The following is a 22,689-nucleotide window of genomic DNA, read 5'->3' on the forward strand; positions in this document are numbered from 1 at the left end:
CAAATCAATCAGGGGTTACAGCGTCAGGAAGCCATCGTAGAGGCCGTAGGCCGCCACCACGGCGCCTATGACCACCGCGGCGAAAATCAGCTTCTCGACGTTGGTGAATATCGGTTGCTTGAGTTCCAGCTTGGCCTTGGCGAACAGGATCGCGCCGGGCGCATAGAGCAGGGCCGACAGCAGCAGGTACTTGACCCCGCCGGCGTACAACAACCACACCGCATAGATCAGGGCGATACCGCCGATGATCAGATCCTTGCGCCGTTCTGCGGCGAAACCTGCGTAGCTCTCGCCCCGTACCGCGAGCAGCAGGGCATACGCCGCCGACCACAGGTAAGGCACCAGAATCATCGAGGTGGCGAGGTAGATCAGCGACAGGTAGGTGCTGGCCGAGAACAGCGTGATGATGAGGAAAATCTGCACCATCGCGTTGGTCAGCCACAGGGCGTTGACCGGCACGTGGTTGGCGTTTTCCTTGCGCAGAAACTCCGGCATGGTGTGGTCCTTGGCAGCGGCGAACATGATCTCCGCGCACAGCAACACCCACGACAGCAGCGCCCCCAGCAAGGATATGATCAGACCGACGCTGATCAGCACCGCGCCCCAGTGACCGACCACGTGTTCAAGCACCGCGGCCATCGACGGGTTCTGCAGTTTCGCCAGTTCCGGTTGGGTCATGATGCCCAGCGACAGCACGTTGACCAGCACCAGAAACAGCAGCACGGTGATGAAGCCGATCACGGTGGCCTTGCCGACGTCCGAGCGTTTTTCGGCGCGGGCCGAGAAAATGCTCGCGCCCTCGATACCGATGAACACCCACACGGTGACCAGCATCATGTTGCGCACCTGGTTCATCACGCTGCCCAGATCGGGGTTTTTCACGCCCCAGATGTCGGCGGTGAAGATGTCCAGTTTGAACGCGAAGACGGCGATCAACACGAACAGCAGCAGCGGTACGACCTTGGCGACGGTGGTCACCAGGTTGATGAACGCCGCTTCCTTGATCCCGCGCAGCACCAGAAAGTGCACGCCCCACAACAGCACCGATGCGCCGATCACCGCCGCCGGCGTGTTGCCTTCACCAAATATCGGGAAGAAATAGCCGAGGGTGCTGAACAGCAAAACGAAGTAGCCGACGTTGCCCAGCCAGGCACTGATCCAGTAACCCCAGGCGGACGAGAAACCCATGTAATCGCCGAAACCGGCCTTGGCGTAGGCGTAGACACCGCCGTCCAGGTCAGGCTTGCGATTGGCGAGGGTCTGAAAGACAAAAGCGAGGGTGAGCATGCCGACAGCGGTAATGGCCCAGCCGATCAGTACGGCACCGACGTCGGCGCTGGCGGCCATGTTTTGTGGCAAAGAGAATATCCCGCCGCCGATCATTGAGCCGACTACCAGTGCGACTAGTGCACCGAGTCTTAGTTTTCCGGGCGCTTCAGACATTTGCATGACTCCATTGCAGGAAAGGAGAGCTCACAGCCTAGTACTGTTGTCTGTTCGAATAGCTGACATGGATCAGTGCATGGTCACATTCCATTGTTAATGAATGACTTATGAACCCGTTGCAGGCATAAGACGGTCGTCTGAAAGGCCCGTGCCAGAGGCATTCCGCTTACGTAATTGCGAATGGCTGTTAATGCTTTCGAACTATGACGCTAGTTGCTTTTCAGCGTTTGGCAAATGTCCGTCATCTGTTTTCAGTACAGAATTGATTAATCAGGATCAGCGCACAAAACCGACTGGATGTGCTACGCGTTATCGTCATCAGCTATATATAAGCGCGCAAAAAAGGGCATTACCTGATAAACGTCATCTACGCTCAGGGTTTTAGTCCGTCGTTGTTACAAATAAACATCAGCGGTTCTTTCGAGGAGATTTGCATGTCGCAACCGACGCAGAAGCTGCGCCTTGGCGCGTTGATCGCTCTGGTGGTGGGGTCGATGATTGGCGGAGGTATTTTCTCGCTGCCGCAGAACATGGCGGCGCGCGCTGATGCCGGGGCGATCCTGATCGGTTGGGGCATCACCGCGATCGGCATGCTGACCCTGGCATTCGTCTTCCAGACCCTGGCCAATCGCAAACCGGAACTCGACTCAGGCGTCTATGCCTACGCCAAGGCCGGGTTCGGCGACTACATGGGTTTCTCATCCGCCTGGGGTTACTGGATCAGCGCCTGGCTGGGCAACGTCGGCTATTTCGTCTTGCTGTTCAGCACCCTCGGCTATTTTTTTCCAGTGTTCGGCCAGGGCAACACGCCGATTGCCATTGGCTGCGCCTCGGTGCTGCTGTGGGCCGTGCATTTTCTGGTGATGCGCGGGATCAAGGAGGCGGCGCTGATCAATCAACTGACCACCGTCGCCAAAGTTGTGCCGTTGATCATGTTCATTGTCATTGCCGCGGTGGCGTTCAAGGCTGACATTTTTACTCGCGACATCTGGGGCACCAGCAACCCGCAGTTCGGCGGGGTGATGGACCAGGTGCGCAACATGATGCTGGTCACTGTGTTCGTGTTCATCGGCATTGAGGGCGCCAGCGTGTATTCGGCCCGCGCGGAGAAACGCAGCGACGTTGGCCGCGCCACGGTGATCGGCTTTATCGGGGTGCTGGCGCTGCTGGTGCTGGTCAACGTGCTGTCGCTGGGCATCATGAGTCAGCCGGAACTGGCCAATTTGCAAAACCCGTCGCTGGCCGCGGTGCTTGAGCACATCGTCGGGCCGTGGGGCGCGTTGCTGATCAGCGTGGGGCTGGCGATTTCGCTGCTCGGTGCGTTGTTGTCGTGGGCCTTGCTGTGTGCGGAAATTCTCTTCGCCACGGCCAAGGACAAGACCATGCCGGCGTTCCTGAAGAAGGAAAACAAGAACCACGTGCCGGTCAACGCGTTGTGGCTGACCAACGCGATGATTCAGATTTTCCTGTTGATCACGCTGTTCTCGGCGGGCACCTACACCAGCCTGATTTACCTGGCCTCGTCGATGATTCTGGTGCCCTACCTGTGGTCGGCGGCGTACGCGGTGCTGTTGAGCGGACGCGGCGAAACCTACGAGCACGCCTCGGCCGAACGTACCAAGGATCTGCTGATTGGCGGCATCGCCCTGGTTTACGCGGTGTGGCTGTTGTACGCCGGTGGGGTGAAATACTTGCTGCTGTCGGCGTTGCTGTACGCGCCGGGGGTGATTCTGTTTGCCAAGGCCAAGCATGAACAGGGGCAGCCGGTTTTTACCACGGTGGAGAAGGGGATTTTCGCTTGCGTGGTGATCGGGGCGGGGCTGGCGGCTTATGGGTTGTATAGCGGGGTGTTGAGTTTGTAGGCGGGTTTGCTTTGGCAGGTCCGGCCCCTTCGCGAGCAGGCTCACTCCTACATTTGGAGCGCGTACCCCTGTAGGAGTGAGCCTGCTCGCGATAGCGGTTTCAAATTCACCACTGTGGGCGATGTGACCCCAGTTCAGCGGCCGGCAAATCCCATCGCAACACCGTCCCGCTGATCTGCACCGGCATGCGCAACCTCCGCGCCGGGCCCCACGCGGTGTGCTCGATCAGCGAATCCTGATCCTGCGCCTCTTCGCCACGCAACGGTTCAGGCGTCCCCGGCCCATGCTCGATCAACAACTTCGCCGTGCGCGCCAACGACAACCGCGCCGAACCTCCGCGACCCTCAGCCAGGCGCTCCGTCAGCAACTTGAGTGCACTCGCCGCCATCAGATACCCCGTCGCGTGATCCAGCGCCTGCACCGGCAACGGCGTTGGCTTATCGCTTTGCTTCCAATGCTGGCCGGCCTCGGCGATGCCGCTGCTCATCTGTACCAGACTGTCGAAGCCCCGGCGGTTCTGCCACGGGCCGCTCCAGCCGTAGGCGTTGAGGCAGACGTCGATCAGCCCCGGTGCCAGTTGCTGGCGGCGCTCAACACCAAAACCGAGGTGTTCCAGAGCATCGGCGCGGTAGCCGTGCAGCAAAATATCGGCGTCTTTCAATAAACCTTCGAACACGGCTCGATCCGCGGATACTTGCAGATCCAGCCGCGCACAGCGTTTGCCGACGGTCATTTCCGGGACGACGCCGGGCTCGTTCCAGCTCGGCGGATCGATGCGCAGCACGTCGGCGCCCAGCCCTGCAAGAAAACGGCTGGCGGTGGGGCCGGCGAGCACGCGGGTCAGGTCGAGCACCTTGATCCCGGCCAGAGGTCGTTCGTTCGAACCGTGCCACGCGGCGCGCGTCTCGTTCGGCTGCTCGATGAAGTGCACCAGCGGTTCGGCATTCACCGCCAGTCCCTGTGGATGTTGCTGCCACTGCGCCCAGCTGCGCATTTCGGCGGCGCAGCCCTTGGCCCCGACCACCGCTTGCTCCAGATCCTTGCTCGCCCATTGCGCCACTTTCGTCGCCATTGCCGCACGGTCGGCACAGGCGCCGAGCACGCGTTCAGCGGCGGCGCGATGATGGGGTGCGTTGGTGTGCAGGCGGATCCAGCCGTCCCGGGTCGCATAGTCGCCGGCGATCGGGTCCCACAGCGGCGGCACTTGCCAGCCGATCGGGCGAAGCGAGGTGGAGAACCAGAACGAGGCCAGCCGCCGGTCGACTTCCACGCTCGGCAAGTGGCCGACCTGCTGATGAAGCAGTTCGCTGACGGCTTGCCCGGCAGCGGCAATACTTGCGCAAGCCAGTTCGGTGACGGCGAAGGCCGAGGGCAGGGCGCCGTGACCGTTGAAAGGAATTGGTGTGCGCGACAAGCCGAGTGCGGCTTGAATGGACGTGAGCAGATCAGACATCGAAGGCCCTCCGGAGCGAGAGGGCGATGATAGTGCAAAAGAACCGCGGTTTAGATGAAACCCGGTATGTGAACCCTTTCCCCTGTGGGAGCGAGCCTGCTCGCGAAGGCGGAGTGTCAGTCACTTCACATTTCACTGACTAACCGCCTTCGGGAGCAAGCCCCCTCCCACAGGGGATTTGTAGTGTTTCAGCTCTGGCAATCAGACGCGGAACTGATCCATCAACTTCATCTGCTGGCTCGCCAGGCTGTTGAGCTGGCTGCTGATCGCCGCCGATTCGGTGGCTTGCCCGGTGAGCGTTTCCGTCACGGTGCGAATCGCCGAGACGTTGCGGTTGACCTCTTCGGCCACCGCGCTTTGCTGTTCAGCAGCGCTGGCAATTTGCAGGTTCATGTCGCTGATCACCGTTACCGCATCGCTGATCTTGCCCAGCGCATCGACGGCGTGGCGGATCTGTCCGGCGTTGTTGTGCGCCTGGGTCTGGCTCGAATGCATGGTCGCGACCACGCCACGGGTGCCGGTCTGGATGCGTTCGATCACCAGACGAATCTCCTCTACCGAATCCTGCGTGCGCTTGGCCAGATTGCGCACTTCGTCCGCCACCACCGCAAACCCTCGGCCGCTTTCGCCGGCACGGGCCGCTTCAATCGCCGCGTTGAGCGCCAGCAGGTTGGTCTGTTCGGCGATGCTGCGGATCACTTCCAGCACCGAGCCGATCTGCTCGCTGTTGACCGCCAGTGCTTCGACTTCGCTCACCGCTTTGCTGACTTCATCGGCCAGTTGATTGATGTCGCGGGTGCTGCGCTCGATGATCGCCATGCCGTCCTTGGCCGACTGGTCGGCACCCTTGGCGGCGTTGGCGGCGTTCGAGGCGCTGTTGGCGACATCGTGAGCAGTGGCGCTCATTTCGTTGGATGCGGTGGCGACCTGGTCGATTTCGCGGAACTGCACCTGCATGCCTTCGCTGGTCTGCCGGGCGATTTCCGAGGACTGGTCGGCGGTGCCGCGCGCTTCGGTGATGCTCTGCTTGATCTGGGCGATGGTCGGTTGCAGTTTGTCGAGGAAGCGGTTGAACCAGTTCACCAGTTCGCCCAGTTCGTCTTTCTTGCTGTAGTTCAGGCGCTGGGTCAGGTCGCCTTCGCCGCTGGCGATGTTTTTCAGCATGTCGGCAACGCTGTTGATCGGGCGGGTAACGCCGGAGGCGGTGAGCCAGATCAGCAACAAACCGACCACACCGGCGGCGACGGCAACCAGCAGGGCGGTGATCACGCCGGTCTCTTGCGTGTCGTCGAGCACCGCTTGCAGCTTGACCGAGTCAGCCAGCAACACTTGCTTGGGCAGGTCGATGACCACGCCCCAGGCGCGCGAGTTGCCGATCGGATCGACCGGGTACACGGCGCGAATCAACTCGCCCTGTTCAAGGATTTTCGCGGTGCCGCTGCCAACCAATTGCAGGACATCCTTGCCATCGGCACCGAGGGTGTCGCTGATTTTTTTGCCGACCCGGCTGGCGTCAGCGCTGTCGGCAGCGAGCACGCCACTGCCGGAAACGATCAACATATGCCCGGCGTTGTTGAACAGGCTGCGTTGCGAATCGACGGCGGCGGCTTGCAGGGCGTCGAGGGCGATGTCGACACCGACCACGCCGATGGCTTTGCCGTCGACCAGCAGCGGCACGGAAATGGTCGTCATGAGCATTTCCTTGCCACCGACGGTGTCGGCATACGGGTCGAGCAGGCAGGTGCGCTTGTTGTCGCGAGGGCAGGTGTACCAACTGTTGTAGGGCGTACCGCTGACGCTGAGGGTGGTCTTGGTCAGGTCATCTTCGACCATGATCGTGTTCAGCGCGGCGCCGCCGGCACGGCTCCAGTACGAGGCGAAACGCCCGGCTTCGTTGGACTGACGCGCGGCATCGTTGGCGAACTCGCTGTCCTTGCCGTCGAGGCCGTCGGGTTCGAAGGCGAGCCAGATGCCGAGCACTTTATCGTTGCGCTCGAAGGCGGTTTTCAGGCTCTGGTTCAACTCTTCACGCACGGCGCCAGCATCCAGTGAACGCTTGGCCGCCATCGTCCGCAGATCTTTGATCTGGTCGGCGAGGGCAGTGACCACCAGCAGGCTTTCGCCAAAGGTTTTCTGCACCCGCACCGCTTGCTCGGCGGCCTTGGCTTGCAGCAGGTTCTGTACGCTGGCGGTGAGCATCTTGCTGCTCGAGGTGCTGACCAGCGCGTCGTTCTGGTTGGTCTGGTAAATGTTCATGCCGACAATCAGCGCCACCACACCGAGCAGGCACAGGCCGGAGAGCAGGACAATTTTCAGGCGAATGGAAACGGCGTCGAACATGGGCGATCTCACGAATGGAATAAACAGGTGGCCTGGGCCAGGAGCCCGGTTTGCCAAATCCATTCAGCGCCATTCAATGCTCATCGGCGTCGAGCGAGACGGCATGAGGCGCTTGCCGACGGACGGTCGCCGCTAAACGTTTGCGCAGGGGAAAGTGCTGAAAACGATTAAAAATTCAGGGAGATTTCGCTGGGCTCTGACGGCTTTTTTGTGGCGAGGGAGCTTGCTCCCGCTCGACTGCGCAGCCGTCGCAAAACCTGCAATCCAAGTCTGTCAGGCAAAATGCCGGGGAGTGCTTCGCTCTCCAGCGGGAGCAAGCTCCCTCGCCACAGGGAATTGGCTGAACTAGTGGGTGATGCATTCCGGGCGTGACCAGATCCACAGATTGCCCAGGCTCATCCCGGCAATCGCCAGGTAGATCGGCCAGCCGTGATCGAGTGTCACCAGCATCAGCGTCGCGCACAGCAGCATGCTCGCGGTGGCGCTGATCTTGGCCTTGCGCGCGATGATTCTGCCGTTGCGCCAGTTACTGAGGATCGGTCCGAACAGGCGGTGGTTTTCCAGCAAGGCACTCAGGCGCGGCGAACTGCGGGTCGCCGCCCACGCAGCGAGGAGGATGAACTCGGTGGTCGGCAGGCCGGGCACGACAATCGCGATCAGGCCGATGCCAAGGCTGACATAGGCGAGCAGACCGAACAGCAGACGGGCGAGTTTTGAGGTGGCGGGTGCGGGCATGGCTCAGCGGTGGCTTCTGAAGCGGAACGGAGATCTTACAGACTTTGCGCAATCCCCCTGTAGGAGTGAGCCTGCTCGCGATAGCGGTGTATCAGTCGACATCGATGTTGAATGAAAAGACGCTATCGCGAGCAGGCTCACTCCTACAGAGGAAAACTGCGGTGTGTCAGGCAGGTTCGGCTTCGGTTGCGTATGCCTGTTCCAGCAGCACGGTAAAGCGGTTGAACGCCTCCAGCGCACCTTGCTCCACTTCGGCCTCTTCCTCAGCCGTGAATGGCAAGGCGTCGAGGGTGCGCACGAAGCTTTTCCAGCCCTCGGCCCGGCCGCCTTCCGGCTCACCCAAATGACGGGCACCGAAGGTTTCGCTCAGCTCCAGCGCCACCGCGCGTTTGATCAGGAACGCTGCGCCGAGCTTCGAACCTTCGGACACGAAGAGCCAGCCCAGCGCCCGCGCCTTGCTCGGGTTTTTCACCGCGCCGGCCACGGGCGCCGGAACTTCGGTGTCGAGGTCGGCAAGGTCGGCCCTGGCCGCTTCGGCGCGGCAGCGGGCCGGCAGGTCCGGGATAATCGCGGTCAGTTCGGCGTCGTTGTACAGCTCGACCAGTTCCGACTGGAACAGGTATTGCGCGACGACGAAACGGGCGAAGCTGGCGCGGGTTTCGAATGGCGCGTGGGCCTTGACCAACGCATCGAGCTTGCTGTGCGGCTCATGGGTGATCTGGTTCAGGCGTTGCGAACGCAGGGCTTTTTCCGAGGCAGTCATGGGGGGTGTCCTTGATAGATGAGGCGCTTGATAACAAGACGTACGGGTAGACGCCGGAGCGTAAAAAAACCTCACTGCGCAATAACTGAACACGCGCAGTGAGGCCGGCCGGATCAGATGTCCCAGATCAGGTTGATTGCGAAGTTGCGTCCCGGTTGAGTCAGGCGATCGAGGTTGGCCGGTTGCGTTACCGAGGCTTCGCCAACGCTGTCGTAGCCGCGCACGTCATCCCACAGCCAGTATTTCTTGTCGGTCAGGTTGTAAATGCCGCCACTGACGGTGACGTCGTCGCTGACTTTGTAATACCCGGCCAGATCGAGAATGCCGAAGCCCGGCGTCTTGAACTGGCTGCTGACGCCGTCCGGCGACTTGAAATTGCTGTCGTCGACGCGGTCCTTTTTCTTCACCACGGTCCAGCTCAGCAGGCCGCCATAGGTGTCCTGGTCATAACCGAGACCGAACACGCCGGTGAGTGGATTGACGCTGTTGATCGGCTCGCCGTTGTCGTTGTTGCGACCGTAGGCGTAGGCGATCGAGCCTTGGGTGTAGAGGCCTTGCGGCGCGCCGAACGCATCCAGATTCAAGCGGCCTTTGACTTCCGCACCCTTGATCGTGGCGCGCTTGATGTTGTTGCTCTGGAAGGTCAGTTGGTCGTCGCCGGGCTTGACCGCATCTTCGTTAATGAAGTCGCGGTACTTGTTATAGAACACCGCGATGTCGAACGAGCCTTGCTCGAAGTTGCCGCGCAGACCGGTTTCGAAGCCTTTGCTTTTCTCCGGCTCAAGGTCGGAATTAGGCGCGACGGTGTAGCCGGTGGTGTTGTTCTCGAAACGGCCATACAGCGCCTTTGCGGTCGGGGTGCGGAAGCCTTCGGCGTACTGGCCGTACCAGGTGTAGTTTTCCGTCAGCGCGTAGGTCAGGCCGAACTTCGGCGACACCTTGTGCCAGGTCTTGTTCTTGTCGCTGACCGTGCCTTTGCCGTCGGCATTTACGGTGTTGAGGAATTCCTCGGTGATGTGCGGCTTGAGCTGGGTGTAGTCGTAACGCAGGCCCGGCACGAAGGTCCAGTCGTTCCAACTGATCTGGTCCTGGGCGAACAGGCTGTAGGTGTTGATGGTCGGATCGGGGAAGTCGCTGGCTTTCTTCAGTACATCAGCTGTACTGGTCGCGCCAATCGCCGTGCAGCCACGGCCGACGGCCAGGCACTTGCCATCGCCACTGCGCGAACCGGTGACTTTCTGTTGCTTGATCGTGGTGCCATAGGTCAGCACATGATCGGTGTCACCGATGGCGAAAGCCTTGTCCAGTTGCGCGTCGAACACCCACTGCTTTTCCTCGTAAAGCGTATCGCGCGTGCGCAGCACTTTACGGGTCATCGGGTAGTAATACTCTTCGGTACTCTGGTCGGTCTTGGCGATCTGGTGATTGAGGCTCCACTTGACGTTGTCGACCAGCAGGCTGTCGAGGGCAAAGCGGTGCTCGATGCCGAAACGCTCGCGGGTGATGGTGTCGTTGCCGGTGCGCCACTGGTACATGCCGCCGGGTAGCAGGCTGGTCGGGATCGTCGGGGCGCCGTTGACGTACGGGCCGCCGTAAGCACTTTTCTGGTCAGTGTCGCGGTCATCCTTGTACTTTTCGTAGGTCAGGCCCAGGCGCGAATCGTCGTTGTAGTTCCAGCCGAGCTTGGCCAGCACGTTGGTCGCGCGCACGTCCTCCGGGTTGGCGGCGGTGCGCGCAAGCCCCGTACCGTTGTTGTTGCCGTAGGATTCGGTTTCATGGCCGTCGCGCTGGCTGTAGTGCAACAGCGCATCGAACTGTTCGGCACGTCCGGCGACCGTGGCAGACTTCAACCAGCTGTCGTCGGCAGAGCTGTAACCGCTTTTCAAACGGGCGCCGACGTCTTTGCCGGGCTTGATGATGTCGTCTGCATCGAGGGTGTAATAACTGACGGCGCCACCGATGGCGTTACTGCCGTACAGCACCGACGCCGGACCACGGAGGATCTCTACGCGCTTGACGATTTCCGGGTCGACGTAGTTGCGCTGGCTCTTGGCGTACGGGCCATTGAAGAAACCGTTGGGGATTTCCACGCCGTCGACCTGCGTCAGAATGCGGTCGCCGTCGATGCCGCGGATGTTGTAGCCGCTGATGCCGCCACGCTGCCCGGCACCGCCGACGGAGACACCTGGCTCGTAGCGCACCAGATCCTTGATGGTATTGACGTTGTTGCGGTCCAACTGGTCGCGAGTGTGCACGCTGACAGTGGACGGCACGCTGGCGACGGACTGTTCCTGACGGGTGGCGCTGATGGTTACCTGATCCAGATTCAGCGTGCCGCTGGCGTTGCGCTTTTCCAGCACGACGTTGTTGTTGCTGATTTTGCGGAAGCTCAGGTTGGTCCCCACCAACAGCCGCTCCAAGGCTTTTTCCGGCGGCAGCGAACCGCGCACGCCCGGCGACGACACACCCTGGCCCAGTTCTGCCGGCAAGCCGACCTGCCAGCCGGTCACGGCGGTGAAGGCATTGAGTGCCGAGACCAGCGGTTGCTGGCCGATGGCGAACGAGTAATCCGCCATGTTGCGCGACGCCGGCTCAGTGGCAGCCAGCAGCGGTGCGCTGCCGGCCATCAGCATGGCCGCGGTCAACAGTGACAGTACGCGGGAAGGGGAAGCAGTCTGGCGGGTAAGGCGAGAGGACATCGATAGCGCTCCGTGTCGCACGAATCTTTATAGGTGCTGATCGCATGGTGATGCGAATCAATTGCATTGGCTATAACGAGACGTACTGCCGGTGGCTATCGAGTAAAAATAATTCTCATTTAGTTCAAGATCACCAACGCGGGAAACTCCTGTAAGCGCGCCGAGGTGATGTGAGCAAGGGAGCGGACCACGTCGAGCGGCTGATCGAGGCGGTAATTGCCAGTGACGGCAACGTCGGCCAGTTGCTCGTTGTTGTTGATGATCCAGCCCGGGTAGTAGCGGCGCAGTTCGGCCAGCACCTGATTCAGCGGGCAGTTCTCAAACACCAGTCGGCCTTGTACCCAGGCCAGGTCCGTGTTGGCATCGAGCCTGGCCGGCCGGTCGAAACCGTTGGGGCCGATGCGGATACTTTCCCCTGCGCTCAGGCGCACGCGGGCGTCGTTGTGCGTGGCGCGCAGATCGACGGCGCCACGCTGCACATTAACCTGCGCGACGCCGTCGAGATAACGCACGGCAAATGCGGTGTCATGCACGCTGGCCTGGACCGGGCCGGCATCGATTTCCAGCGGTTGGCTGCGCCCGCTGGCGATCTCGAAAAACGCCTCGCCCTGAAACAGCCGGGCCACGCGTTGCTGATCGTTGATGGTGCTGGAGAACGCCGAGTTGGTGTTGAGCAGGACCTTCGAGCCATCTTCGAGTTGCAGGCGCTGGCGCTCGCCAACCACGGTCAGGTGATCGGCTTGCAGGCGCAGCGGCAGGTTGCTGAAACTGAACAGACCGAGCACCAGCACCGCCGCGGTGGCCAAGGGTTTCCAGTGCGCGCGCAAGCGTTTGAAGGCCGTGACCCGGGAAGGTTTCGCCGCGAGGGCCTGTGCACACAATACGACCTGCGGACCGTCCCAGATTGCCTGAGCCCTGGCAAACGCCTCGGCATTCAACGGATCGGCCGCCAGCCAGGCATGAAATTGCCGGGTCTGCTCCTCGTCCGGGCTACCAAGCACGATGAGCCAGTCCAGCGCCTGGTCCATTGCGTTTGCAGCGTCCTGCACCGAATCCGGTGAAGGCGAGCGGTGGGTGTCCGTCACGGTGGTTCCTCGGCAGTGTCTGTGCACGGCTGTTTTTTTAGTGAAGCGTAAAAGTCGGGCAAGGGTAGCAAAGCCCGATGATCACTGCAGTCGATCCTGTCACTTACAGAAACGCCCTACAGCCTCAGTCGCCATTCAAGCGCTCGGCGACGCCGATGCAGATCGACATGATCAGTTTCAATTCTTTCTGCACGGTACTCAGCGACACGTTCAGTTCGTCGGCGATCTCCTGATAGCTGTGCCCGTGGAGGCGGCTGAGGATGAATATTTGTTGCTGGCGCATGCTGAGTTGGCTGAGGCTCACGTTCAAACGCTCCAGCAGTTGTTCGGCGTGGGCGGCGTCTTCGGCGCTGCTGGCGGGGGCGGCGATGCTGTGCACGACGTCCTGCGGAACATCGTCGACCATGGTTCGAGAATGAATCTTGCGCGCACGCAAATGGTCCAGCGCCAGATTGCGCGCGGTCTGGAAGACAAAAGGTTCAAGGTGATCGATGGCCCGCTCGCTCAGCGCCCGCGTCACGCGCAGGTAGGTCTCCTGCAACAGGTCTTCAGCGGTGCTGTGATTGTTGACCATCCGTTCCAGCGTGCGCAGCAGCGAAGTGCGCTGGGCGAGGAAGACGTGGTTGAAGCGCGATTGACTCACGGGAAGACCTGATCCATTTTGAGCGAATGATAATGATTGTCATCCAGCCAGATGGTCAAGCGCTGATTTCAAATTGAAATCGGAACCCCTGTGGGAGCGGGCTTGCTCGCGAAAGCTTTCTGTCAGTCGATATGGAATTGACTGACACGACGCCTTCGCGAGCAGGCTCGCTCCCACAGGGTTTGGGGGTATCCGCAATTATTCGGCGTTACACAACGCCAGGCAGTTATCCAGCATGCGGTTGGAGAAGCCCCACTCGTTGTCGTACCAGGCCAGCACTTTCAGCAATTTGCCGCTGGACTTGGTGTGGTTGGCGTCAAAAATCGACGACAGCGGGTTGTGGTTGAAGTCGCTGGAAACCAGCGGCAACGTGTTGTAACCCAAAATCTTCGAATGCTGGCTCGCCGCTTTCATCAGTGCGTTGACTTCGTCCGCCGAGGCTTCACGCTTGAGCTGTACCGTCAAATCCACCAGCGACACATTGATCACCGGCACGCGCACGGCCATGCCGGTCAATTTGCCGGCCAGTTCCGGCAGCACCAGGCCGACCGCTTCGGCAGCGCCGGTCTTGCTCGGGATCATGTTCTGCGTGGCCGAACGCGCGCGGTACGGGTCGGTGTGATAAACGTCGGTGAGGTTCTGGTCGTTGGTGTAGGCATGAATGGTGGTCATCAGACCGCTTTCGATGCCCAGCTCGCGGTGCAGCACTTGCGCCACGGGCGCGAGGCAGTTGGTGGTGCACGAGGCGTTGGAAATAATCTGGTGCGACTGGCGCAGAATGTCGTGGTTGACGCCGTAGACGACAGTGGCGTCGGCGCCTTTGGCCGGGGCCGAGATGATCACCTTGCGGGCGCCGGCGCTAATATGCGCGGCGGCTTTGGCGCGGTCGGTAAAGAGACCGGTGCATTCGAACACCACATCAATCTTTTCCGCCGCCCAAGGCAGTTCGGCCGGGTTGCGAATGGCGCTGACTGCAATGCGGTCGCCGTTGACCGTCAGGCTTTCGTTGTCATGAGCCACTTCGGCATCGAAGGTGCCATGAACGGTGTCGTATTTGAGCAGATGCGCGTTGATTGCACTGTCACCCAGATCGTTGATGGCGACGATCTGCAGGTCTTGACGATAGCCTTGGGTATACAGTGCGCGCAGGATATTACGGCCGATGCGGCCAAAACCATTGATTGCGATTCGTAGAGTCATGGAACAGCGCCGCCGTCGTTTTGTTGTTGGAATTACAAGATTATTCGCATAAAAATAGAAAACAAGCCTTTTTAGTGGCAATATTTTGTTTTATCTACAACGAGTGACCTGAATCAACTGGTCCGAATGGTCAAAAAAACCGTCCGTCATTCCAACGACAACGGTGTTTGACCAGCATAGACAATCAGGTCGCCACATCCGTTAGCCTGGAGTTCTACACATGCATCCCCGCGTTCTTGAGGTCACCGAACGGCTTATCGCCCGCAGCCGCGCCACGCGTCAGGCTTACCTTGCATTGATTCGCGGCGCCGCCACTGACGGGCCGATGCGCGGCAAGCTGCAATGCGCCAACTTCGCCCACGGCGTGGCCGGGTGCGGCACTGAAGACAAGCACAGCCTGCGGATGATGAACTCGGCGAACATCGCCATTGTGTCTTCGTATAACGACATGCTCTCGGCGCACCAGCCTTACGAAGTGTTCCCGCAGCAGATCAAGAACGCCTTGCGCGAAATCGGCTCGGTCGGCCAGTTTGCCGGCGGCACGCCTGCGATGTGCGACGGCGTAACCCAGGGTGAACCGGGCATGGAACTGAGCCTGCCGAGCCGCGAAGTCATCGCCATGTCGACCGCCGTGGCGCTGTCGCACAACATGTTCGACGGCGCGCTGATGCTCGGCATCTGCGACAAGATCGTCCCGGGCCTGATGATGGGCTCGCTGCGTTTCGGTCACTTGCCGACCATTTTTGTGCCGGGCGGGCCGATGGTCTCGGGTATTTCCAACAAGGAAAAAGCCGACGTCCGTCAGAAGTACGCCGAAGGCAAGGCCACTCGCGAAGAGCTGCTGGAATCGGAGATGAAGTCCTACCACAGCCCGGGCACCTGCACGTTCTACGGCACCGCCAACACCAACCAGTTGCTGATGGAAGTCATGGGCTTGCACTTGCCGGGCGCGTCCTTCGTCAACCCAAACACACCGCTGCGCGATGCCCTGACTCGCGAAGCCGCGCATCAGGTCACGCGCCTGACTAAGCAGAACGGCAACTTCATGCCGATCGGCGAAATTGTCGACGAGAAGGCGCTGGTCAATTCAATCGTCGCGCTGCACGCCACGGGCGGCTCGACCAACCACACCCTGCACATGCCGGCCATCGCCATGGCGGCGGGCATTCAACTGACCTGGCAAGACATGGCCGACCTCTCCGAAGTCGTGCCGACCCTCAGCCACGTCTATCCGAACGGCAAAGCTGACATTAACCATTTCCAGGCCGCCGGCGGCATGTCGTTCCTGATCCGCGAGCTGCTCGGCGCCGGTCTGTTGCACGAAGACGTCAACACCGTGCTCGGCCATGGCCTGAGCCGGTACACCAAAGAGCCGTTCCTCGATAACGGCGAGTTGGTCTGGCGCGAAGGCCCGACCGACAGCCTCGACGAAAACATCCTGCGTCCGGTTTCCCGTGCGTTTTCGCAAGAGGGCGGGTTGCGCGTGATGGAAGGCAACCTCGGTCGCGGTGTGATGAAAGTGTCTGCCGTGGCCCTGGAAAACCAGATTGTCGAAGCGCCGGCGATGGTGTTTCAGGATCAGCAGGACCTGGCCGATGCGTTCAAGGCCGGTCTGCTGGAAAAAGATTTCGTTGCGGTGATGCGCTTCCAGGGCCCGCGTTCCAACGGCATGCCGGAGTTGCACAAGATGACGCCGTTCCTCGGCGTACTGCAGGATCGCGGCTTCAAAGTGGCGCTGGTGACGGACGGGCGCATGTCCGGCGCGTCGGGGAAAATCCCGGCGGCGATTCACGTCAGCCCCGAAGCTTATGTCGGCGGCGCTTTGGCGCGCGTGCAAGAGGGCGATATCATCCGCGTCGATGGCGTCAAAGGCACCTTGGAACTCAAGGTCGACGCCGCCGAATTTGCCGCACGCGAACCCGCCAAAGGCCTGTTGGGCAACAACATCGGCAGCGGGCGTGAACTGTTCGGCTTCATGCGCATGGCCTTCAGCTCGGCGGAGCAGGGCGCCAGCGCCTTTACTTCTGCCCTGGAGACGCTTAATTGAAACTGGCTTTGGTCGGTGACATCGGAGGCACCAACGCGCGGTTCGCGTTGTGGCAAGACCAGCAATTGCAATCGGTTCAGGTGCTGGCCACGGCCGACTTTGCCACCCCGGAAGAGGCGATCGGCCTGTACCTGAGCGGGCTCGGTCTGGCGCCGGGTTCGATCGGTTCGGTGTGTCTGTCGGTGGCCGGTCCGGTCAGCGGCGATGAATTCAAATTCACCAACAATCACTGGCGGCTCAGTCGCAGCGCGTTCTGCAAGACATTGCAGGTCGAGCAGTTGTTGCTGACCAACGACTTCTCGGCGATGGCGCTGGGCATGACCCGCTTGCAGCCGGGCGAATTCCGCGTCGTTTGCGAAGGCACGCCGGAGCCGTTGCGCCCGGCCGTGGTCATCGGCCCGGGCACTGGCCTGGGTGTCGGCACCTTGCTCGATCTGGGCGAAGGTCGCTTTGCCGCGTTGCCGGGCGAGGGCGGTCATGTCGATCTGCCGCTGAGCAGCCCGCGGGAAACGCAACTGTGGCAGCACATCTACAGCGAGATCGGCCATGTCAGCGCCGAAACCGCGTTGAGCGGCAGCGGCTTGCCTCGGCTGTACCGGGCAATCTGCGCGGTGGATGGGCATGAGCCGACCCTCGATACACCAGAAGCGATTACAGCGGCCGGTCTGGCCGGTGATCCGATTGCTCTGGAAGTGCTCGAGCAGTTCTGCTGCTGGCTCGGTCGAGTGGCCGGCAACAACGTGCTTACCACCGGCGCACGCGGCGGGGTGTTTATCGTCGGTGGGGTCATTCCACGGTTCGCCGATTTCTTCCTCCAAAGCGGTTTCGCCCGCTGCTTCGCCGACAAGGGCTGCATGAGCGATTACTTCAAAGGCATCCCGGTGTGGCTGGTGACCGCGCCGTATTCCGGCCTGGTGGGTGCCGGCGTGGCGCTGGACCAGGCCACCCGAACCTGAAATACGGTCAACTGTAGGAGTGAGCCTGCTCGCGATAGCGGTACATCAGTCAACGAATCCGTTGGATGTGAAACCGCTATCGCGAGCAGGCTCACTCCTACAATGGTTTTGAGGTGTTTGTAAAATCAGCGCTTAAGGCATAATCCGCCCCAACTCCAACAACAAGGATGCCTTCGAAGTGAGCTCAGTCAACAAGTCGATATTGTTGGTCGATGACGACCAGGAAATACGCGAGTTGCTGGAAACCTACCTGACCCGCGCCGGGTTTCAGGTGCGGGCCACCGCCGATGGCGCCGGTTTTCGCCAGGCGCTCAACGAAGCGCCGAGCGATCTGGTGATCCTCGATGTCATGTTGCCCGACGAAGACGGTTTCAGCCTGTGCCGTTGGGTGCGCCAGCATCCGCGTCAGGCGCAGGTGCCGATCATCATGCTCACCGCCAGTTCCGACGAAGCCGACCGGGTGATCGGTCTGGAACTCGGCGCTGACGATTACCTTGGCAAACCGTTCAGCCCGCGCGAATTGCAAGCGCGGATCAAGGCCCTGCTGCGCCGCGCACAATTCGCTCACGAACGCAGCGGCAGTGAAGTGCTGGCCTTCGATGACTGGCGCCTGGACATGGTCAGTCACCGGCTGTTTCACGCGGACGGCGAGGAAGTGATTCTCTCCGGCGCCGATTTCGCCTTGCTCAAACTGTTCCTTGATCACCCGCAGCAAATCCTCGACCGCGACACCATCGGCAACGCCACCCGTGGCCGCGATCTGATGCCGCTCGACCGCATCGTCGACATGGCCGTCAGCCGTTTGCGCCAGCGCCTGCGCGACACCGAAAAACCGCCGCGGCTGATCCGCACCGTGCGTGGCAGCGGTTATCAGCTGGCAGCCAATGTGGTTGCCGGCAATGGTCACTGAGTCGCTGCGCAAACTCGCTGCCAGGGTCCCGGTGCCGCGCTCGCTGCTCGGTCGCATGCTGCTGTTGACGCTGCTCGCGGTGCTGTTCGCGCAGACGTTATCCAGCGTGATCTGGGTCTCGCAACTGCGCGCCACTCAGCTTGAAGGGTTGGTCACCAGCGCCCGTAGCCTCGCCCATTCGATGACCGCCAGCGTCAGCTATTTCCGCTCTCTGCCGGTGGCCTATCGACCGCTGGTACTCGACCAGTTGCGCAGCATGGGCGGCACGCGATTCGTGGTGACGCTCAATGACCGACCGTTGGGCATGGAAGTGCTGCCGGTCACGCCGCGCAAGGCGGCGGTGATGAAAGCGGTGGATGAAGTGCTGCGGCAGACCCTGGGGCATGACACCGATATTTCGGTGACGTTTGTCAGCCCCGAGGACCTGCGGATTTTCAACGCCGGGCTGAAACTCGACGAGTTGCCGCGTTCCTGGGCGCACTACGCGCTGACCCTCGAACCGGTCAATCCGCCAGTGCTGGTCACGCAAATTCAAATGGCCCCGGGCGAATGGCTGTACATCGCCTCGCTGTTGCCCGAGCCGTACACCAGTCTCGAAGAGCAAGGCCTGCCGGCGCAGCAGGTCTGGTTCATCGTGCTCACCAGTGGTTTTCTTTTGTTGTTCATCGGTCTGCTGGTGCATTGGCAGAGCCGGCCACTCAAACGTCTGGCGCGGGCGGCGCGCGACCTGTCGCTGGGCGCCGACGTCGAGCCGGTCGCCGAGGGCGGCGGCAGCGAAGTGGTTGAAGTGGGCCGCGCGTTCAACACCATGCGCGAGCGCATCAGCCGCTATCTGACCGAACGCAGCCAGTTATTCAGTGCGATTTCCCATGACCTGCGCACGCCAATCACGCGTTTGCGCCTGCGCGTCGAGTTGCTGGAAGACGAAAAACTGCAAGCCAAATTCGGCCGCGATCTCGATGAGTTGGAGTTGTTGGTCAAAGGCGCGCTGCAATGTGTCAAAGACACCGACATCCATGAAAACATCGAGCCGGTGGACCTCAATCATGTGCTCGATTGTCTGGTCGAGCCGTACCTGGCGCCCAACGGCAATGGCCGCGTCACCCAGCACGGGCGGGCGCTGTCGGCATATCCGGGCAAACCGCTGGCGCTCAAGCGCTGCATCGGCAACCTGATCGACAACGCCTTGAAGTACGGGCAGAACGCGCACCTGCACATCGACGACGATGACAGCGCGTTTGTTTTGCATGTCGATGATGAAGGGCCGGGCGTGCCGCAGCAGCGGCTGGAGCAGGTGTTCGAGCCGCACTTCAGGCTGGCGGGGCAGCAGCAGGGCTATGGGTTGGGCCTGGGGATTGCGCGCAACATTGCCCATAGCCATGGCGGCGAGGTGACGTTGCAGAATCTGCGAGAGGGCGGGTTGCGGGTGACGCTGCAGTTGCCGCGCAGTGTTGATTAGTCAGACCGCGTTACCGTTCTTCGCGAGCAGGCTCGCTCCCACATTCGACCGCGTTGCGGCGGGTGGAATGCGTTCACCTGTGGGAGCGAGCCTGCTCGCGAAGGCGTCAGATGCATCAATACAAATGTCACAGGCCAGTGACAAACCCCGTCCCCTTCGTTACAAGCCCAGCCCGGCCCGTTGTTTAGACTGCCCGCAGTCATAACAACAAAAAAGGGCCACTCCATGGACACCTTTCATCCAGGCTTCAGCAGTTGGCTGAACGCCCCTGCCCATCAGCAATGGCTCGCCGCCGAAGGCCTGCGCCTGCTGAATTTCGCCAAAGCTTCGAAACTGCCTGAAGGCTTCGGCAATCTCGACGAGCGCGGCCACCTGCCGGTGAACGCCCACGCTGAAACCATGAACACCGCGCGCATGACCCACAGTTTCGCCATGGCCCACATTCAGGGCCTGCCGGGGTTTGCCGAGCTGGTCGATCACGGCATCGCCGCCCTGCGCGGGCCGTTGCGCGATGCGCTGCACGGCGGCTGGTTTGCGGTCGCCGGGCACCGTGACGACAACACCGGCAAAAACGCCTACCTGCACGCCTTCGTCGCGCTGGCCGCCAGCTCTGCGGTGGTCGCGCAACGGCCCGGCGCGCAGGCCTTGCTGGATGACGCGATCGACATCATCGACACTTATTTCTGGAGCGAAGAAGAGGGCGCCATGCGCGAATTCTTCAACCGCGACTGGAGCGAAGAAGAAGCCTATCGCGGCGCCAACAGCAACATGCACGCGACCGAAGCATTCCTTGCGCTGGCCGATGTCACTGAAGACCCGCGCTGGCTGATCCGTGCGCAACGCATCGTCGAGCGAGTGATCCACGGTCACGCCGCTGCCAACGGGTACATGGTTATCGAACATTTCGATCGAGACTGGCAACCGTTGCGCGACTACAACCACGCCAATCCCACCGACGGTTTCCGCCCTTACGGCACCACCCCGGGCCACGGGTTCGAGTGGGCGCGGCTGTTGTTGCACCTGGAAGCCGCGCGGGTCCAGGCCGGCATGCTCACGCCGGGCTGGTTGGCAACCGATGCGCAAAAGCTGTTCGAGAACAACTGCCGCCACGGCTGGGATGTCGACGGTGCGCCGGGCATCGTCTACACCCTCGACTGGGACAACCAGGCCGTCGTCCGCCATCGGCTGCACTGGACGCACGCCGAAGCGAGTGCCGCCGCCAGTGCCCTGCTCAAACGCACGGGCGAGGCGCAATACGAGACCTGGTACCGACTGTTCTGGGAATTCTGCGAGACGCATTTTATCGACCGCTGCGACGGCAGCTGGCATCACGAACTCAGTCCACAGAACCTGCCCAGCGCCGATATCTGGCCGGGCAAGCCCGATCTGTATCACGCCTGGCAAGCCGTACTTATCCCTCGATTACCGTTGGCGCCGAGCATGGCCACGGCTTTGGCGCAGGTGTCCCGGCCTGCTCCTGTGTAACCATGTGGTGACATTTACGCATCGCTTCGTTACCTGCGAAGCGAAATGCCCTGTTTAAACTCCTGTGCAGCGCAAGCACCAGACTTGCAATGCATAACAACAAGAAAGGTACATCTCGAATGAATGCGATTTCTCGCCTCGCTACTGTCATTTCTGTCGCCTCCCTGTTCCCGCTCGCAATCCTGCCGCTCAGTGTCTCCGCTGCCGAATCCAAAGGTTCGGTCGAAGTCGTGCACTGGTGGACTTCCGGTGGCGAAAAAGCTGCCGTCGATGTGCTCAAGGCTCAAGTCGAAAAAGACGGTTTCACCTGGAAAGACGGCGCTGTCGCCGGCGGTGGTGGTGCGACTGCCATGACCGTGTTGAAAAGCCGTGCCGTGGCCGGCAATCCACCGGGCGTCGCCCAGATCAAGGGCCCGGACATTCAGGAATGGGCATCGACCGGTCTGCTCGACACCGACGTGCTGGAAGATGTCGCCAAGTCGGAGAAGTGGGACAGCCTGCTCGACAAGAAAGTCTCCGATACCGTGAAGTACGACGGTGATTACGTGGCCGTGCCGGTGAACATTCACCGCGTGAACTGGCTGTGGATCAACCCGGAAGTCTTCAAGAAAGCCGGTATCACCAAAAATCCAACCACCCTCGAAGAGTTCTACGCCGCCGGCGACAAGCTGAAAGCGGCGGGCTTCATTCCGCTGGCCCACGGCGGTCAGCCTTGGCAGGACAGCACCGTGTTCGAAGCCGTGGTGCTCTCGGTCATGGGTGTGGATGGCTACAAGAAAGCCCTGGTCGACCTGGACAACAGCGCGCTGACCGGCCCTGATATGGTCAAGGCACTGACCGAACTGAAGAAAGTCGCGACCTACATGGACGCTGACGGCAAAGGCCAGGACTGGAACCTGGAAGCGGCCAAGGTCATCAACGGCAAGGCCGGCATGCAGATCATGGGTGACTGGGCCAAATCCGAATGGACCGCCGCCAGGAAAGTCGCCGGCAAGGACTACGAGTGCGTGGCGTTCCCGGGCACTGACAAGGCTTTCACCTACAACATCGACTCGCTGGCCGTGTTCAAGCAGAAGGACGCAGGCACTGCGGCCGGTCAGCAGGACATCGCCAAAGTCGTGCTGGGTGAAAACTTCCAGAAAGTCTTCAGCATCAACAAAGGCTCGATTCCGGTACGCAACGACATGTTGAACAACATGGACAAGCTCGGCTTTGACTCTTGCGCCCAGACCGCGGCCAAGGATTTCCTCGCGGACGCCAAGTCCGGCGGCCTGCAACCAAGCATGGCGCACAACATGGCGACCACGCTGGCCGTGCAGGGCGCGTTCTTTGATGTCGTGACCAACTACATCAACGACCCGAAAGCCGATCCAGCCGACACCGCCAAGAAACTCGGCGCGGCGATCAAGTCGGCCAAGTAATGCTTGGCCCCTGTAGGAGTGAGCCTTTGTGGTGAGGGGATTTATCCCCGTTGGGTCGCGAAGCGGCCCCGGAAAGTTGCAGCGGCGCAGTGTCTGAAATACCGCGTGTAATGATTTTGCGACTGCTTCGCAGCCGAACGGGGATAAATCCCCTCGCCACAGGGCTCACTCCTACAAGGGAATGC

Annotated in this window: 16 protein-coding genes; 7 read left to right on the forward strand and 9 right to left on the reverse strand. The window is 61.1% G+C overall.

Translation table 11 applies throughout. The features are described from left to right. Nucleotides 1-15: 15 nt before the first annotated feature. Nucleotides 16-1,443, reverse strand: coding sequence for an arginine-ornithine antiporter (gene arcD / locus HU755_RS17010; protein WP_186547187.1), 1,428 nt, complete (start codon nt 1,441-1,443; stop codon nt 16-18). A 437-nt stretch (nt 1,444-1,880) separates the two neighbouring features. Here arcD (HU755_RS17010) and arcD (HU755_RS17015) point away from each other — a divergent pair, with 437 nt between their 5' ends. Continuing rightward, a complete protein-coding gene (gene arcD, locus HU755_RS17015) occupies nt 1,881-3,308 on the forward strand; it encodes an arginine-ornithine antiporter (RefSeq protein ID WP_186620631.1) in 1,428 nt (475 codons plus the stop codon). A 106-nt stretch (nt 3,309-3,414) separates the two neighbouring features. Here arcD (HU755_RS17015) and HU755_RS17020 read toward each other — a convergent pair whose 3' ends face one another. The 8 genes from HU755_RS17020 to gap all read right to left on the reverse strand — a co-directional run bounded on the left by HU755_RS17020 (nt 3,415) and on the right by gap (nt 14,226). Then, nucleotides 3,415-4,761, reverse strand: a complete 1,347-nt coding sequence (locus HU755_RS17020; RefSeq protein WP_186634687.1) for a CoA transferase — start codon at nt 4,759-4,761, stop codon at nt 3,415-3,417. Nucleotides 4,762-4,962: 201 nt separating this feature from the next. After that, a complete protein-coding gene (locus tag HU755_RS17025; protein WP_186634690.1) occupies nt 4,963-7,101 on the reverse strand; it encodes a methyl-accepting chemotaxis protein in 2,139 nt (712 codons plus the stop codon). A 345-nt stretch (nt 7,102-7,446) separates the two neighbouring features. Further along, nucleotides 7,447-7,836, reverse strand: a complete 390-nt coding sequence (locus HU755_RS17030) for a YbaN family protein (RefSeq protein ID WP_186634693.1) — start codon at nt 7,834-7,836, stop codon at nt 7,447-7,449. 166 nt (nt 7,837-8,002) lie between these two features. Then, nucleotides 8,003-8,599 carry a biliverdin-producing heme oxygenase gene (locus HU755_RS17035; protein ID WP_186634696.1) on the reverse strand — a complete coding sequence of 199 codons (597 nt, stop codon included), beginning with the start codon at nt 8,597-8,599 and terminating at the stop codon, nt 8,003-8,005. 113 nt (nt 8,600-8,712) lie between these two features. After that, entirely contained in the window at nt 8,713-11,298 is a 2,586-nt protein-coding gene (locus HU755_RS17040; RefSeq protein ID WP_186634699.1) for a TonB-dependent receptor, read from the reverse strand. A gap of 119 nt (nt 11,299-11,417) precedes the next feature. Further along, nucleotides 11,418-12,383 carry a FecR domain-containing protein gene (locus tag HU755_RS17045; RefSeq protein ID WP_186634702.1) on the reverse strand — a complete coding sequence of 322 codons (966 nt, stop codon included), beginning with the start codon at nt 12,381-12,383 and terminating at the stop codon, nt 11,418-11,420. A 124-nt stretch (nt 12,384-12,507) separates the two neighbouring features. Continuing rightward, on the reverse strand, nt 12,508-13,026 hold the full coding sequence (locus tag HU755_RS17050) for a sigma-70 family RNA polymerase sigma factor (RefSeq protein WP_186634705.1): 519 nt from the start codon (nt 13,024-13,026) through the stop codon (nt 12,508-12,510). Nucleotides 13,027-13,224: 198 nt separating this feature from the next. After that, a complete protein-coding gene (gene gap, locus HU755_RS17055; RefSeq protein ID WP_186634708.1) occupies nt 13,225-14,226 on the reverse strand; it encodes a type I glyceraldehyde-3-phosphate dehydrogenase in 1,002 nt (333 codons plus the stop codon). 220 nt (nt 14,227-14,446) lie between these two features. Between gap and edd the strand changes: the two genes are divergently transcribed. The 6 genes from edd (at nt 14,447) to HU755_RS17085 (ending at nt 22,504) form a co-directional block, all read left to right on the forward strand. Next, nucleotides 14,447-16,273 (forward strand): phosphogluconate dehydratase, encoded by a 1,827-nt coding sequence (gene edd / locus HU755_RS17060; protein ID WP_186634711.1) that lies wholly within the window; start codon nt 14,447-14,449, stop codon nt 16,271-16,273. Continuing rightward, nucleotides 16,270-17,229 carry a glucokinase gene (locus HU755_RS17065; protein ID WP_186634714.1) on the forward strand — a complete coding sequence of 320 codons (960 nt, stop codon included), beginning with the start codon at nt 16,270-16,272 and terminating at the stop codon, nt 17,227-17,229. Before edd ends, HU755_RS17065 begins: the two co-directional genes overlap by 4 nt. 178 nt (nt 17,230-17,407) lie before the next feature. Next, on the forward strand, nt 17,408-18,139 hold the full coding sequence (locus HU755_RS17070) for a response regulator (RefSeq protein ID WP_186550602.1): 732 nt from the start codon (nt 17,408-17,410) through the stop codon (nt 18,137-18,139). After that, a complete protein-coding gene (locus HU755_RS17075) occupies nt 18,129-19,598 on the forward strand; it encodes an ATP-binding protein (RefSeq protein WP_186550604.1) in 1,470 nt (489 codons plus the stop codon). The genes HU755_RS17070 and HU755_RS17075 overlap by 11 nt, the downstream gene beginning before the upstream one ends. Nucleotides 19,599-19,823: 225 nt before the next feature. Continuing rightward, entirely contained in the window at nt 19,824-21,083 is a 1,260-nt protein-coding gene (locus HU755_RS17080) for an AGE family epimerase/isomerase (protein WP_186634717.1), read from the forward strand. 119 nt (nt 21,084-21,202) lie between these two features. Then, complete coding sequence (locus tag HU755_RS17085; protein WP_186634720.1) at nt 21,203-22,504, forward strand: ABC transporter substrate-binding protein; 1,302 nt, start codon at nt 21,203-21,205, stop codon at nt 22,502-22,504. The last annotated feature ends 185 nt before the right edge of the window (nt 22,505-22,689 follow it).

Origin of the sequence: Pseudomonas sp. SWRI111 (assembly GCF_014268555.1) — a bacterium.
GTDB lineage: Bacteria > Pseudomonadota > Gammaproteobacteria > Pseudomonadales > Pseudomonadaceae > Aquipseudomonas > Aquipseudomonas hamedanensis.